Origin of the sequence: Pseudomonas sp. NPDC089996, from assembly GCF_044748405.1 — a bacterium.
Classification (GTDB): domain Bacteria; phylum Pseudomonadota; class Gammaproteobacteria; order Pseudomonadales; family Pseudomonadaceae; genus Aquipseudomonas.
The window spans coordinates 34,964-47,461 of sequence record NZ_JBIVGA010000016.1 but is presented as its reverse complement, the minus strand read 5'-3'; the positions used below and the strand labels follow the sequence as shown (position 1 = coordinate 47,461).

Here is a 12,498-nt window from a genome sequence, read left to right as displayed (position 1 = left end):
CTCTGCCTGAGCCCGCACGGATTCCTTGTCCCGTTTGCCTGATGGCAAAAAGGCGTTAAACCGACGTTAGCAGGTAAGCCCGAGGTGGCATATACGCCAAGTGCCGCCATTAACATTGTGAATCTTATTTGTGGCCTTCCTGCAATTCAGCCGGTTGTGCATACACTGTGCGGGTCACCTTCGCGCAAAGGATTCGCCATGCCCCATGACGCCTTCTGGCTGCCGGCCAGCGAGCATTGTCGGCTGTACGTGCACCAATGGCTGCCGGCCACACCGGTCAAGGCCGTGGTGCTGCTGGCGCATGGCATGGCCGAGCATGCCGGGCGCTACCAGCGCCTGGGCCAGGCCCTCGGCGATGCCGGCTATGCCCTGCTCGCGCCGGACCTGCGCGGCCATGGGCGCACCGCCGAACAGGGCCACCTCGGCCTGTTCGCCCGGCAGCAGGGCTGGAATGCCGTGGTCGACGACCTGGGCCTGCTGGCCCAGCACATCGGCCAGCAATTCCCCTGTACACCGCTGTTTCTGCTCGGCCACAGCATGGGCAGCTACATCGCCCAGGCCTACCTCATGCACCACAGTGCCAGCCTGCAGGGGGCGATTCTCAGTGGCTCCAATTTCCAGCCCGCTGCGCTGTATCGGGCGGCACGCCTAATTGCGCGCCTGGAGGCCTGGCGCCAGGGGCCACTGGGCAAGAGCGCGGTGATCGAGTGGCTGTCATTCGGCTCGTTCAACAAAGCCTTCAAGCCCAACCGCACGGCGTTCGACTGGCTCAGCCGTGACCCGGCGGAAGTGGACAAGTACGTCGACGATCCACTGTGCGGCTTTCGCTGCAGCAACCAGCTGTGGCTCGACCTGCTGCAGGGCCTGGCGCAAATCAGCCAGCCGCGCAACCTCGCGCAGATCGACCCGAACCTGCCCCTGCTGGTCATTGGCGGTGAATGTGATCCGGTGAGCGCCGGCAAGCGTCTCACCCATCTGGCCGACGCCCTGCGCGCGACCGGCAATAGACATGTACAGCTTCGCGTCTATCCTGAGGCGCGGCACGAAGTACTCAACGAACTCAATCGCGACGAGGTCACCGCTGATATCATCGCCTGGCTCGAGCAAGCGCTGGCCCTTGGCCGCCCTGCCCGCAGTGAATGATTGACGCCCTCGCCCGCCCCTTTAGGAACCTCCGATGACCCAGGTCAGCAACACGCCTTACGAAGCCCTAGAAGTCGGCCAGAAGGCCACATACGAGAAATCCGTCGAAGAACGTGACATCCAGCTGTTCGCCGCCATGTCCGGTGACCACAACCCGGTGCACCTGGACGCCGAATTCGCCGCCAAGAGCATGTTCAAGGAACGCATCGCCCACGGCATGTTCAGCGGTGCGCTGATCAGCGCGGCAGTGGCCTGCACCCTGCCTGGCCCTGGCACCATCTATCTGGGCCAGCAGATGAGCTTCCAGAAGCCGGTGAAGATTGGCGACACCTTGACCGTGCGCCTGGAAATCCTCGAGAAGCTGCCGAAGTTCAAGGTGCGTATCGCCACCAATGTGTACAACCAGCACGATGAGTTGGTGGTCGAGGGTGTGGCCGAAATCCTGGCGCCGCGCAAGCAGCAGACCGTCGAACTGGTATCGCCGCCGAACTTCGTCGCCAGCTGATAACAGGGCCTGGATCTTCGCGGGCACGCCCGCTCCCACAGGGTGCACTACCTGCCTGGCCTGCACTGAACCCTGTGGGAGCGGGCGTGCCCGTGAATGGGCCGGAAAAGCTATCACATCAGTTCGCGCAGACGCCGCTCGATATGCCGCCGTTCCGGCTCCTGACGGGTCAATTCCAGCGCCTTCCGCCAGGCCGCCCGCGCCTCATTGATATTCCCCAACTGCTGGTGCATCTCCGCTCGCGCCGCATGGGCCAGGTGGTAGTCGCGCAGCTCCCCTGCCGCCAGAATCGCCTCCACCGCCACCAATCCCGCCTGCGCCCCGTCACGCTTGGCCAGCGCCACCGCCCGGTTGAGCGCCACCACCGCTGACGGCCAGTGCCGTTGCAACACATCGTAGAGCCCGACAATCTCGGCCCAGTCGGTTTCTTCAGCCGTCACCGCCTCGGCATGCACAGCCGCGATCGCTGCCTGCACGGTGTAGGCGCCGAACGCCCGGCTACGCAAGGCCAAACGCACCAGTTCGCACCCTTCGGCAATCTGCTCCTGGTCCCACAGGCTGCGGTCTTGCTGTTCGAGCAAAATCAGATTGCCCTGCGCATCGCTGCGCGCACGCTGCCGCGAGGCCTGCAACAGCATCAGCGCCAGCAAACCCACCGCTTCAGCGTCCGGCAGCAACTGAACCAGCAGGCGCCCAAGGCGGATCGCCTCATCGCTCAGTTCCTGTTGCAGCAACGCCTCGCCCGAAGACGCCGAGTAACCTTCGTTGAACACCAGGTAGATCACCCGCAACACACTCTCCAGGCGCTCTGGCAGCTCGTGCAGCTCCGGGACCTGGTAAGGAATGCCGGCATCACGAATCTTGGCCTTGGCGCGGACGATGCGCTGGGCGATGGTCGCGGGGCTCTGCAGGAAGGCCCGGGCAATCTGCTCGGTGGTCAGGTCGCAGACCTCGCGCAGGGTCAGTGGCACCTGGGCGTCGGCGGCCAGGGCCGGGTGGCAGCAGGTGAAAATCAGCCGCAGGCGGTCATCGGCCAGCAGCTCCTCTTCACTGGGGTCCTGCCCCTGGCCTTCGATCAGCATGATCAGGTCGGCCTGGGAGCGGTCGAAACGGGCGCGCCGGCGCAAGGCGTCAATGGCTTTGAAGCGCCCGGTCGAGACCAGCCAGGCTCGCGGGTTGTCGGGGATGCCATCGCGCTGCCAGCGCTCGACGGCAATGAAGAAGGCATCATGCAGGGCCTCCTCGGCCAGGTCGAAATCCCCCAGCAGGCGGATCAGCGTCGCCAGGATGCGCCGCGAATCACGCCGGTACACCACTTCGACTTCGGCGCGCACCTGCAACAGGTCCGCCATCAGTCGGGCATCCGCTGGGTCACCACTTCTACCAGGCGGTCCAGGCTTTCTCCCCAGCCCTGATGGAAGCCCATTTCTTCATGGGCGCGGCTGTCGGCTGCATTCCAGTGCCAGGCACGGGCGGTGTAACGGGTCTTGCCGTGCTCTTCGTCAAAGCTGATCACAGCAGTCATGAAAGCCTTGTCCGACGGCACCCAACCCGGCCCGAAGGCATCGGTGAACACCAGCCGACGCGGTGCGGCAATTTCCAGGAAGACGCCCTGGGTCGGGTACTCGGAACCATCCGGGGCACGCATGACTGTACGGAACAGGCCCCCTACCCACAGTTGCATTTCACATTCCGGGGTGGTCATGCCATGCGGCCCCCACCACTGCATCAGCCATTCGGGCTCGGTCCAGGCGCGGAACACCTTGGCAGGCGGGGCATCGATCAAGCGGCTGATGGACAGTTCGTGCTGAGCAGGTGCGGGTTGGGCAAGGATCATTCTTGTTGTTCTCCGTTGCTGTTCAGGGTTGCAGTTCGCGCACCGGCCGCACCTCGACACTGCCGACCCGCGCCGCCGGAATGCCCTTGGCGATGTTCAGCGCCTCGTTGAGGTCACGGGCATCGACCAGGTAGAAGCCCGCGAGCTGCTCCTTGGTTTCGGCGAATGGGCCATCGGTGATGCTCATTCGCCCTGCGCGCATGCGCACGGTGGTGGCGGTCTGCACGGTTTTCAGCGCCTCGGCCGCGATGATGCGCCCGGAGCCCTGCAGCGATTCGGCGTAGGCCATGCACTCGGCATCTTCCGGGCTGTCGGGCAGGCAGTGCAGCAGCCCTTCGTCACAATAGACCAGGCACAGGTATTTCATGGTCGTCTCCAGGCGTTGGCAACGTGCATTTGGCGATAGCCGATCAAGGCTTGAGATCGAACAGTGCTTTCTGGGTTTCCATGTCGAACGGTGCTGACCAGTGTTCGTGGATCACCTGCCACTGGCCGCCGGACTTGCGGTAACCGACGGTGGCCCGCATGAAGCCGCACTGGCTCTCGTCATCCCCGGGGCCGCAGCGGTTCAACCAGTGAGCCAGGGCCAGGTCGCCTTCGGCATGCACGGTCAGCTGGGCGAGCTCGAAGACCATGGGCCCGGTGCACATGTTCATGCACATTTCCCAGTGCGCCTGATAGGCGGCCTTGCCCTTGAATTGCAGCGCCTGTATGGCATCGAAGGCGACGATGTCATCGGCGTAGGGCGCTACGATGGCGGGGATGTCGCGGTCGCGCACGGCCTGCATCCAGTGCTCGATAAGCTGTTGGATTTCTTTTTCTGCTGCAGTGTTCATCGGGTGATCCTCCGATCGTTCATGAGCGTTTGGGCACAGGTATGTCCGTACCCTCAGCTCTTGGTCGAACGGTAGACGGAGAAATCGACAGGCCACAGGAGAATTTTGCTTTAGAGGTGCATGTCTTAGGTTATGCAGCGTCTATGAGATCGAGCGCCGCGCGGGCGGCGCTCGATCTCACCGGCGCTACACATCTCAAGGCATGCACCTATCACCGCAACACCAACCTGCCGATAATCATTCAGGATTTTTCAGTACCCGCCAGCACCTGCGCATAACGCTCGCGATCTACGTTGGCCCCGCTCAGCACCACTGCCACTCGCTTGCCGGCCTGGCGCCCGCGCTCCTGCAGTAACGCCGCCAGCGCCGCAGCACCGGCGCCCTCGGCAGTGTTATGGGTGGTTTCGTGGTAGATCCGCATGGCTTCTGCCACTTCGCTGTCGGTGACCCGCACGATGCGTGCAGCATGCTCGCGAACCAGGGCGAAAGCATCCGGGTGCGGCACGCGGCAGGCCATGCCATCGGCAAAGGTATCGGCGGTGGCGGTGGTGACGATGCGCCCCAGCTCGAAACTCTGCGCGTAGGCATCGGCGGCACTGGACACCACGCCGACGATCTCGGTCTTCAGCCCCAGCAGGTTGCGCGCCTGGATCAGCCCGCAGATGCCCGAACCCATGCCGATCGGCACGTACACGCAATCCAGGTCAGCCACGGCTTCGAACAGCTCCAGGGCATAGGTGGCCACCCCGCGTACCAGCTCGGGGTGGAACGACGGCACCATGTCATAGCCCAGCTCGTCCGCCAGGCGGGCCGCCTCTTCGCGGGCCACGTCGAAGTCGACACCGTACTCGACCAACTTGGCGCCAAGGGCGCGCATGGCAGCGTTCTTCTCTTTCGAGTTGCCCTCGGGCACCACGATCACCAGCGGCACACCAGCCTGGCTGGCAGCCAGCGCCATGCTCTGGCCGTGGTTGCCACGGGTGGCGGTGACCAGGCCCCGTGGGGGCTTGCCGGCGGCCAGCAGCGAACGCACATACACCAACCCCCCGCGCACCTTGAAGGCGCCGGTGGGGGCGTGGTTTTCGTGCTTGACCCAAAGCTTGCAGCCCGCCCGTTCGGCCAGCAGGGGCCAGGCGCGCTGTGGTGTCGGAGGAACGTGCTGGTGAACGAAATCGGCGGCTTCGCGCAGGGCGGCGAGGTCGAACATGGCGATCATCCTTATCGGTACGTGAGGCACCGATCCTAATCGCCTTGGGTAGGTTTGGTAAAATCGGCATGGCCCTGCCGCCGGCTGAGCGGTGACAGGGCCAGCCCTGCATCAACCTTGTTGGCAACCCTCGCCCATCGCCCGGTACTGAATGGTATGCACCTGGCCTTGATGGTCTTCATAGGTCATGGTCGCAGGCACCACTTCACAGACATTGGGGATGGTCGACAGGTTGATCACCCGTTTGATGTCGAGGTTCATGGAATAGTCGTACTGCTGTACCACAGGCTCGCTGGAGACCGGCTTGGCCTCATCGGCGAGGGCGAACGAGGACATACCGACCAGTGCAAGAATCAGTAATGGTTTCATGTGGGTTTGGCCTTTAAAGCAATCCAGCTGATCGATTGACTTCTGATGCCGTCAATGGCGCGGAGAAGTTGTCATCAACTGCGAAGATGACACGAAGTACCGATCCCGCTTCGTCTACTGCCAGGGGGAATAGGTAAAATTCTACTCCTGGCCGGGAATAGTTGAACCCTGAAGTCGGACATTCACCCTTGCAGGATTTGCAACAATCTGCGACAAAGCGAAACGCCTCGACGGCCTGGAATCCCCGGGCTAGAGCCAACCGCTCCAGGAATCCCCATGCCCACCCTGCACTGCGCCCGACTTATCGGCCCCGAGCGTCGATTGCTCGAACTCTTCTACAAGCACCAGGGTTCACGCATGCGCGCGGTCAATGAGGGTGAATCATGGGTGGCGCGCGAAAACGGGATCGTTGCCGGCCTTTCTCTCAATCCCGTCGCCGACGGCCACTGGCTCACTGGCTTGTTCGTTGCCCCGCAGCAACGCAAGCGTGGCGTGGCCGCGCAGTTGGTCGAGGCAGCGCTGGCCGGGCACAGCGGCCCGACCTGGCTGTTCTGCCATCCCGATCTCACGGCCTACTACCAACGCCTCGGTTTTCACATCACTGCCGAACTGCCCGAAGCCCTGGCCTCGCGCCTGCAACGTTACCAGCGCAGCAAAAGCCTGCTGGCCATGGTCCGCGCTCAGTCGTCGTTGTCTTCCAGCCCGGGAAACAGCACATCGGTATAGCCGAACCTGGCAAAGTCCTGGATACGCGAGGGGTACAAGCGGCCGATCAGGTGGTCGCACTCGTGTTGCACCACCCGCGCATGGAAACCATCGGCAAAGCGGTTGATCGGATTACCCAGCGGGTCGATACCTTCGTAGCTGATGCGCCTGAAGCGCGGCACCACCCCGCGCAGGCCGGGCACCGACAGGCAGCCCTCCCAACCGTCCTCGACCTCCGTGGTCAGCGGTGTGATTACCGGGTTGAGCAAGATGGTCTGTGGCACCGGCTCGGCGTCCGGGTAACGCTCGCTGCGCTCGAAACCGAAAATCACCAACTGCAAGTCGATACCGACCTGCGGCGCAGCCAGACCCACACCACCAACGTGGTGCATGGTTTCGAACATGTCGTCGATCAGCTGCTGCAGTTCGCTGCTGCCGATCAGGAGTTCAGGCACCGGTGGGGCGATGCGCAGCAGGCGCTCGTCGCCCATCTTGAGAATGTCACGGATCATCGCGGGTTCGGCTCGGTCGGTTGTGGCTCGACCGGGTGTTCATGGCCGAGCACGGTGATGGTTTCCTTGGGGCTGGCGCCCTCGAAATCCTTCTCGCCCGGGTTTTTCCCCTCGCTCGACATATGCTCGATCACCGCATTCATTTCAGCGCCCAGCAACAGCACGGCGGCAGAAATGTAGAAGTACAGCAACAGCACGATGATCGCACCGATGCTGCCGTACATGGCGTTGTAGTCGGCAAAGGTCTTGACGTAGTAGGCAAAGCCCAGGGAGGCAATGATCCATACTACTACCGCCAGCACCGAACCTGGGGTGATGAAGCGAAACTTCTGCTTCACGTCAGGCATCACGTAGTACATCAGTGCCACCGCGACCATCATCAGGATGATGATCGCGGGCCAACGCAGGATGGTCCAGACCACCACGATCATCTCCTGCATGCCGACCTGCGCCGCGATCCACTCCATCACCTGGGGCCCCAGCACCATCAATGCCGCCGACACCAGCAGCATGCCTGCAATACCGATGGTGTAGATGATCGAAAGCGGTATGCGCTTCCAGACTGGTCGCCCTTCAGGCACGTCATAGGCCGCATTCATGGCGCTCATCATCAGGCGCACACCGGCCGAAGCAGTCCACAGCGCAATCACGATACCGACCGATAACAGCCCACCCTTGGACTGCTGCAACTGGTCGATGACCGGGTTCACCAGGTCAAGCGCCTGTGGCGGCAGCACAAGCTCCGACTGCAAGCGCAGCCAGGAAAAAAAATCCGGAAGATGCAGGAAACCGATCAGGGCAATAAGGAACAGCAGGAAGGGGAATAGCGAAAAGAGCATCTGGTAAGCCAGCGCAGATGCATAGGTCGACATCTCGTCGTCGACGAACTCTTTCACGGTGCGTATCAGCACGCGATGCAAAGGCAGGCCCTGCAGAGCGGGGAAAATCATAGCGTCTCCTTTCGCCGCTTGATTCTTGAGTACAACGGTCAAGTCTAATAGACCACGCCGGTGATGTACTGCTCCCGGCCAAGCCAGAAGAAAAACCTGCACCGGCCTCCTCCATACGTTGAACGATGAGACCGGTGCAGTGCACATCAGATCAAGGCTTCTTCACCGCATCTTTGACATCGCCTTTGACCTGCTGCGCTTCGCCCTTCAGCTCCTGGGCTTTACCCTCGGCGCGCAGTTTGTCGTTGTCGGTCACCTTGCCAACACCCTGCTTGATGTTACCGACCGCTTCATTGGCCAGGCCTTTCGCTTTGTCTTTGGTGCCGCTCATGGCAAATCTCCTGCAAATGGAGACACGTGAACCGTGTCGACAGTCTGTGGACTGGGCAGCTTCTACAAGAGTTTCAATCAATTTGGCTGGTCCAAGCCGAACGGTGAATCTGCGGGCGAATACCGCACCGAATAGGGCCAACCTGACTGCTCAAGGCCCGACGGCTGCCCTAGAATCGCTGCCAACCTGCGTATAAAAACAACAGTTTCCGGATATTTCCCAATGCTTCTGATGCCCCTGCTTGCGGCTTTTTTGCCGCTGCTGCCCATGCCTACCCTGGCCGCCGCACCGGCCAGCGAAACCCTGAAAGTCGAGCGATATGCCGACGACGGCCAACCCGGCACCCTGCGCTGGGCCATCGAAACCAGCAACCAGAACCCCGGCCACTACCAAATCGACATCGCTGCGGTAGGCAAGCCGCCCTACGTGATTCGCCCGACCCGGGCGCTGCCGGAAATCAAGGGCCCGGTGCAAATCACCGGCCTGCCGTGGGCCCGTGACGGCCAGTACATTGCCATCGACGGCTCGGGCTACATCAAGGACCAGGGCGTGCGCACCTGCCCCGGCGCCCTGCCCGGCCAGTTCGGCACCAACGTACGCACCACCACCCACCCGGGGCTGGTGCTGCGTGATACCCAGGGCGTGCACCTGAGTGGCCTGGAGGTGCGCAACTTCTGCATCGGCATCCTGGTCAACCGCGCCAGTGGCAACGTCATCGAAGACAACCGCATCGTCGCCAACAAAGGCGGCGCCGGCATCATGCTCACGGGCGACGACGGTGACGGCAATCCCACGGCCACTACCACGATCAACAACAAGGTGCTGCGCAACCAGCTGATCGACAACGGTGATGGCCTCGAGCTGACTCGCGGCGCGGCCTTCAACCTGGTGGCCGATAACCTGTTCCGTTCCACCGCAGCCAACCCCGAGCCGTCCCAGGGCATCGAGATCCTGCTGGGCAACGACAACACCGTGGTGCGCAACCGTTTCGAGAACTACTCAGACGGCCTGCAGATCAACTGGGGCAAGCGCAACTACCTTGGCGCCAACACGTTCAGCGGCAACTCGATCGGCGTCAGTGTCACCGGCGAAGGCAACATCCTCGACGGCAACCTGATCCACGGCAACCGCATCGGCGTGGCCCTGCGCCCAGAGCCGGATGTCACCAGCACGCGCCTGAGCGGCAACCGCATCTGGGGCAACAGCCAGGATATCCGCCGTTGTGAAGCCGGTGGCTCATGCGTGCCCGACCAGCGAACCGGTGCCATCGTCTTTGGCGTGCCGGCCCAGGCGCATGCGCTGTACGTGGGCTCGCGCGGGGTTGGCGGGGATTTGCCGAAGCAGGACCAGGCGATCATCTGCGATGCCCAGGGCGAGCCCAAACCGTGCCAGCCGCTGCCCAACCACAACCAGCAGCCGCCACAGCTGATCGCGCTGGACGGCAATGTGCTGCGGGGCGAAGTGCAGGGGCCGGCAGCGAGCCTGTTGCGCATCGAGGTGTTTGGCAATGCTCAGACGGATGGGGCCGAGGCGGAGCAATATCTGGGGGATGTGCTGGTGAACAGCGATGACAAGGGGCAGGCGCGGTTTGCCCAGGTGCTGGAGAACGTCGGCGAGTTGAAGAGCTTTACGGCGACGGTGACCACTGCGGATGGGGCTACCTCCGAGTTGAGCAGGCCGTTTAGCCGTTGAGGCTTCTGGCCTCTTCGCGGGCAAGCCCGCTCCCACAGGGACTGTGCTGTCTTCAGATATTGCACAATCCCTGTGGAGCGGGTTTACCCGCGAAAGGGCCGTCAAACCTTGCCGCGCCGGGTGCCACCCCTCACAATGCAGCCCTAATCAAGCGTCAACCCGCAGGAACCTGCATGAAACTCGACAAACCCGCCGCCATCGCCCGCCGCAACCAGGCCCTGGCCAACCCGGTGCTGACCAGCGCCAACACCCTGTTCGCCATTCTCGACCGCAAGCGCAACCTGTGGTGGTTCGAGGTGCCGGTGGCACTGCTGCGCAAAGGGCAGCCCGACTGGGTCAACCTGCTGCTCCACAGCCCGGAAAGCGACGAGCTGCAGCACCTGAAGGTGCCGGTCAACTTCCTGCGTGCTCACCAGGAACAAATGGAAGTACGCAACCCCGGCAAGCGCCGCTCGACCATCAGCCTGGCCCTGAGCGCCGACCGCGACTCGCTGCTGCGCGACACCCGCCCGGGTGGCGAGCAACTGGACTTCCGGACCTTCCTGCAGGCCTGATCAGGCCTTTTCGATGCGATCGTCATGGATGACGATGCGGCCTTGCTTGAACAACCCGCCAATGGCCTTCTTGAAGTTGCCCTTGCTGACGTTGAACATCTGGCTGATCACTTCCGGGGCGCTCTTGTCGCTCACCGCCAACACCCCGCCTTCGGCTTCCAGGCGCGTCATGATGTTCGCCTGTAGGTCATCGCCCAGCGTCTGGCCGACCGGCTGCAGGCTCAGGGCGATCTTGCCGTCATGGCGCACTTCCTTGATGAAGCCATCCACGTGCATGCCCGAACGCAGGAACTTGAACACCTCGTTCTTGTGAATCAGGCCCCAGTGGCGGTTGTTGATGATGGCCTTGAAGCCCATCGGCGTCTCGCCGGCCACCAGCAACTGGACCGGCTGGCCAACCTGGTACTGAGCCGGGGTAACGTCCAGGTAGCGGTCCAGGCGTGAAGTGGCGGTGATGCGGCGGGTGCGTTTGTCGAGGTAGGCATGCACCACGCAGTAATCGCCGATCTTCAGTTGCCGGGTTTCTTCGGAATACGGCATCAGCAAGTCCTTGGGCAGCCCCCAATCCAGGAAGATGCCGGCGCCGTTGATGTCCTTGACCTTGAGGCTGGCGAACTCGCCGACCTGCACCTTGGGCTTCTCGGTGGTGGCAATGAGCTTGTCATCGCTGTCCAGATAGAGGAACACGTTCAGCCAGTCGTCGACCTCGGTTTCGGCGTTCTTCGGGATGTAACGCCCTGGCAGCAGGATCTCACCGTCGGACCCGCCGTCCAGGTACAGGCCGAATTCCACGTGTTTCACGATTTGCAAACTGTTGTAACGCCCAAGCAGAGCCATTTCCGATGTTCCTCAAGACAAGGCGGCTATTCTACACCTGAAGCCACTGCGCTGCCCGATCGGTGATTCGGCGGAACCGCCCCGCTGCCCTTGCGTCTACCGAATGGCCAGCCACAGCAAGGACCCGCACATGCCTGTACGCCTGTCCAAAGCCCTGCTCATCGCCATCACCTGCGCCGTGGCACTGGCGGCCTGTAGCCGCATCGACCTGGCGTACCGCAACCTCGACCGCCTGGTGCCTTGGTCGCTGGGCGATTACCTGGCGATGAACGGTGAGCAGAAAGCATTGCTCGACGAACGGCTCAAGCAGCACCTGGCCTGGCACTGCAAGACCCAGCTGCCAGGCTACCTCGACTGGCTCGACCGGGTGCGCGACATGGTCGCCGAGGACCAGGTGACCGACCAGGCACTGCAACAGCGCACGGTGGAAGCGCGCCAGGCGATCGGCCGTGTGGCCAAGGAAATCACCCCGTCGGCCACCGAATTGCTGCGCGGGATGAATGACCAACAGGTCGCCGAGATGCGCGATGCGTTTCGTGACGACATCAGTGAACGGCAGAAAAAATACGTCGACACCCCACTGGACAAGCAGATTGCCCGCCGCACCGAGCGCATGGAAAAACGCCTGAACAACTGGTTCGGTGAACTCGATGCCGCCCAACGCCAGCGTGTGCAGGCCTGGTCCCGGGCGCTGGGTGATCAGAACCGCGAGTGGATCGCCAACCGCCAGCACTGGCAACAGCAGCTGATGCTGGCCATGAACCAACGCAATGACGCCAGCTTCGGGCCGCGCCTGGCGACCCTGCTGCAACGCAAGGAAAGCCTGTGGACGCCGGAATATCGCGCGGCGTTCGAGAATACCGAGCAGCAGGCGCGCAGCTTGCTTGTGGACCTGGTGCACTTGAGCAGCCCGGCGCAGCGGCAGTTTCTGCAGGAGCGGCTGGCTAAAGTCCGCACCGACTTCAGCGAGATGAAGTGCCTGAAAAGCTGAATATTGACAGCAGGCCCGGCCTGTAAACC

The 12,498-nt window shown here is 62.6% G+C and carries 16 protein-coding genes; 6 read left to right on the top strand and 10 right to left on the bottom strand.

What is annotated here, in order from left to right; translation table 11 throughout:
• The first annotated feature begins 198 nt into the window (after positions 1-198).
• Entirely contained in the window at positions 199-1,143 is a 945-nt protein-coding gene (locus ACIPW4_RS23270) for a lysophospholipase (RefSeq protein WP_400661930.1), read from the top strand.
• A gap of 34 nt (positions 1,144-1,177) precedes the next feature.
• Positions 1,178-1,648 carry a MaoC family dehydratase gene (locus tag ACIPW4_RS23265; protein WP_400661927.1) on the top strand — a complete coding sequence of 157 codons (471 nt, stop codon included), beginning with the start codon at positions 1,178-1,180 and terminating at the stop codon, positions 1,646-1,648.
• A 113-nt stretch (positions 1,649-1,761) separates the two neighbouring features.
• Here ACIPW4_RS23265 and ACIPW4_RS23260 read toward each other — a convergent pair whose 3' ends face one another.
• From ACIPW4_RS23260 to ACIPW4_RS23235, 6 genes are all read right to left on the bottom strand, one after another.
• Complete coding sequence (locus ACIPW4_RS23260; protein ID WP_400661925.1) at positions 1,762-3,000, bottom strand: RNA polymerase sigma factor; 1,239 nt, start codon at positions 2,998-3,000, stop codon at positions 1,762-1,764.
• Entirely contained in the window at positions 3,000-3,485 is a 486-nt protein-coding gene (locus tag ACIPW4_RS23255) for an SRPBCC family protein (RefSeq protein ID WP_400661922.1), read from the bottom strand. Before ACIPW4_RS23255 ends, ACIPW4_RS23260 begins: the two co-directional genes overlap by 1 nt.
• Positions 3,486-3,507: 22 nt before the next feature.
• On the bottom strand, positions 3,508-3,852 hold the full coding sequence (locus ACIPW4_RS23250) for a YciI family protein (RefSeq protein WP_400661919.1): 345 nt from the start codon (positions 3,850-3,852) through the stop codon (positions 3,508-3,510).
• A gap of 43 nt (positions 3,853-3,895) precedes the next feature.
• A complete protein-coding gene (locus tag ACIPW4_RS23245; RefSeq protein WP_400661917.1) occupies positions 3,896-4,321 on the bottom strand; it encodes a YybH family protein in 426 nt (141 codons plus the stop codon).
• A gap of 241 nt (positions 4,322-4,562) precedes the next feature.
• A complete protein-coding gene (locus ACIPW4_RS23240; protein ID WP_400661914.1) occupies positions 4,563-5,528 on the bottom strand; it encodes a threonine dehydratase in 966 nt (321 codons plus the stop codon).
• A gap of 111 nt (positions 5,529-5,639) precedes the next feature.
• Positions 5,640-5,897, bottom strand: coding sequence for a DUF2790 domain-containing protein (locus tag ACIPW4_RS23235; RefSeq protein WP_051099450.1), 258 nt, complete (start codon positions 5,895-5,897; stop codon positions 5,640-5,642).
• Between the two features lie 276 nt (positions 5,898-6,173).
• Between ACIPW4_RS23235 and ACIPW4_RS23230 the strand changes: the two genes are divergently transcribed.
• A complete protein-coding gene (locus ACIPW4_RS23230; RefSeq protein WP_400661911.1) occupies positions 6,174-6,623 on the top strand; it encodes a GNAT family N-acetyltransferase in 450 nt (149 codons plus the stop codon).
• Here the strand turns inward: ACIPW4_RS23230 and def are convergent.
• The 3 genes from def to ACIPW4_RS23215 form a co-directional block, all read right to left on the bottom strand.
• Positions 6,578-7,114: a peptide deformylase gene (gene def / locus ACIPW4_RS23225; protein WP_400661908.1), complete on the bottom strand. Its 537-nt coding sequence runs from the start codon at positions 7,112-7,114 to the stop codon at positions 6,578-6,580. The genes ACIPW4_RS23230 and def overlap by 46 nt on opposite strands.
• Positions 7,111-8,064: a YihY/virulence factor BrkB family protein gene (locus ACIPW4_RS23220; protein WP_400661905.1), complete on the bottom strand. Its 954-nt coding sequence runs from the start codon at positions 8,062-8,064 to the stop codon at positions 7,111-7,113. The genes def and ACIPW4_RS23220 overlap by 4 nt, the downstream gene beginning before the upstream one ends.
• Positions 8,065-8,215: 151 nt before the next feature.
• Positions 8,216-8,395 (bottom strand): CsbD family protein, encoded by a 180-nt coding sequence (locus tag ACIPW4_RS23215; protein WP_346611622.1) that lies wholly within the window; start codon positions 8,393-8,395, stop codon positions 8,216-8,218.
• A gap of 222 nt (positions 8,396-8,617) precedes the next feature.
• Here ACIPW4_RS23215 and ACIPW4_RS23210 point away from each other — a divergent pair, with 222 nt between their 5' ends.
• Together ACIPW4_RS23210 and ACIPW4_RS23205 are read left to right on the top strand one after the other, a co-directional pair.
• Positions 8,618-10,087, top strand: coding sequence for a nitrous oxide reductase family maturation protein NosD (locus ACIPW4_RS23210; RefSeq protein WP_400661902.1), 1,470 nt, complete (start codon positions 8,618-8,620; stop codon positions 10,085-10,087).
• Between the two features lie 173 nt (positions 10,088-10,260).
• Complete coding sequence (locus ACIPW4_RS23205) at positions 10,261-10,641, top strand: hypothetical protein (RefSeq protein WP_400661900.1); 381 nt, start codon at positions 10,261-10,263, stop codon at positions 10,639-10,641.
• On the opposite strand, the gene ACIPW4_RS23200 is transcribed toward ACIPW4_RS23205, so the two are convergent.
• Positions 10,642-11,478 carry a S1 RNA-binding domain-containing protein gene (locus ACIPW4_RS23200; RefSeq protein ID WP_400661897.1) on the bottom strand — a complete coding sequence of 279 codons (837 nt, stop codon included), beginning with the start codon at positions 11,476-11,478 and terminating at the stop codon, positions 10,642-10,644.
• 130 nt (positions 11,479-11,608) lie between these two features.
• Between ACIPW4_RS23200 and ACIPW4_RS23195 the strand changes: the two genes are divergently transcribed.
• Positions 11,609-12,469 (top strand): DUF6279 family lipoprotein, encoded by an 861-nt coding sequence (locus tag ACIPW4_RS23195; protein ID WP_400661895.1) that lies wholly within the window; start codon positions 11,609-11,611, stop codon positions 12,467-12,469.
• The last annotated feature ends 29 nt before the right edge of the window (positions 12,470-12,498 follow it).

Bases quoted from the DNA above. Each gene is read 5' to 3' on its own strand.
- ACIPW4_RS23250 (WP_400661919.1), bottom strand. From the start codon at position 3,852: ATGAAATACCTGTGCCTGGTCTATTGTGACGAAGGGCTGCTGCACTGC.
- def (WP_400661908.1), bottom strand. From the start codon at position 7,114: ATGATCCGTGACATTCTCAAGATGGGCGACGAGCGCCTGCTGCGCATC.
- ACIPW4_RS23270 (WP_400661930.1), top strand. From the start codon at position 199: ATGCCCCATGACGCCTTCTGGCTGCCGGCCAGCGAGCATTGTCGGCTG.
- ACIPW4_RS23230 (WP_400661911.1), top strand. From the start codon at position 6,174: ATGCCCACCCTGCACTGCGCCCGACTTATCGGCCCCGAGCGTCGATTG.
- ACIPW4_RS23205 (WP_400661900.1), top strand. From the start codon at position 10,261: ATGAAACTCGACAAACCCGCCGCCATCGCCCGCCGCAACCAGGCCCTG.
- ACIPW4_RS23235 (WP_051099450.1), bottom strand. From the start codon at position 5,897: ATGAAACCATTACTGATTCTTGCACTGGTCGGTATGTCCTCGTTCGCC.
- ACIPW4_RS23215 (WP_346611622.1), bottom strand. From the start codon at position 8,395: ATGAGCGGCACCAAAGACAAAGCGAAAGGCCTGGCCAATGAAGCGGTC.
- ACIPW4_RS23260 (WP_400661925.1), bottom strand. From the start codon at position 3,000: ATGGCGGACCTGTTGCAGGTGCGCGCCGAAGTCGAAGTGGTGTACCGG.
- ACIPW4_RS23195 (WP_400661895.1), top strand. From the start codon at position 11,609: ATGCCTGTACGCCTGTCCAAAGCCCTGCTCATCGCCATCACCTGCGCC.
- ACIPW4_RS23245 (WP_400661917.1), bottom strand. From the start codon at position 4,321: ATGAACACTGCAGCAGAAAAAGAAATCCAACAGCTTATCGAGCACTGG.
- ACIPW4_RS23240 (WP_400661914.1), bottom strand. From the start codon at position 5,528: ATGTTCGACCTCGCCGCCCTGCGCGAAGCCGCCGATTTCGTTCACCAG.
- ACIPW4_RS23265 (WP_400661927.1), top strand. From the start codon at position 1,178: ATGACCCAGGTCAGCAACACGCCTTACGAAGCCCTAGAAGTCGGCCAG.
- ACIPW4_RS23210 (WP_400661902.1), top strand. From the start codon at position 8,618: ATGCTTCTGATGCCCCTGCTTGCGGCTTTTTTGCCGCTGCTGCCCATG.
- ACIPW4_RS23200 (WP_400661897.1), bottom strand. From the start codon at position 11,478: ATGGCTCTGCTTGGGCGTTACAACAGTTTGCAAATCGTGAAACACGTG.
- ACIPW4_RS23220 (WP_400661905.1), bottom strand. From the start codon at position 8,064: ATGATTTTCCCCGCTCTGCAGGGCCTGCCTTTGCATCGCGTGCTGATA.
- ACIPW4_RS23255 (WP_400661922.1), bottom strand. From the start codon at position 3,485: ATGATCCTTGCCCAACCCGCACCTGCTCAGCACGAACTGTCCATCAGC.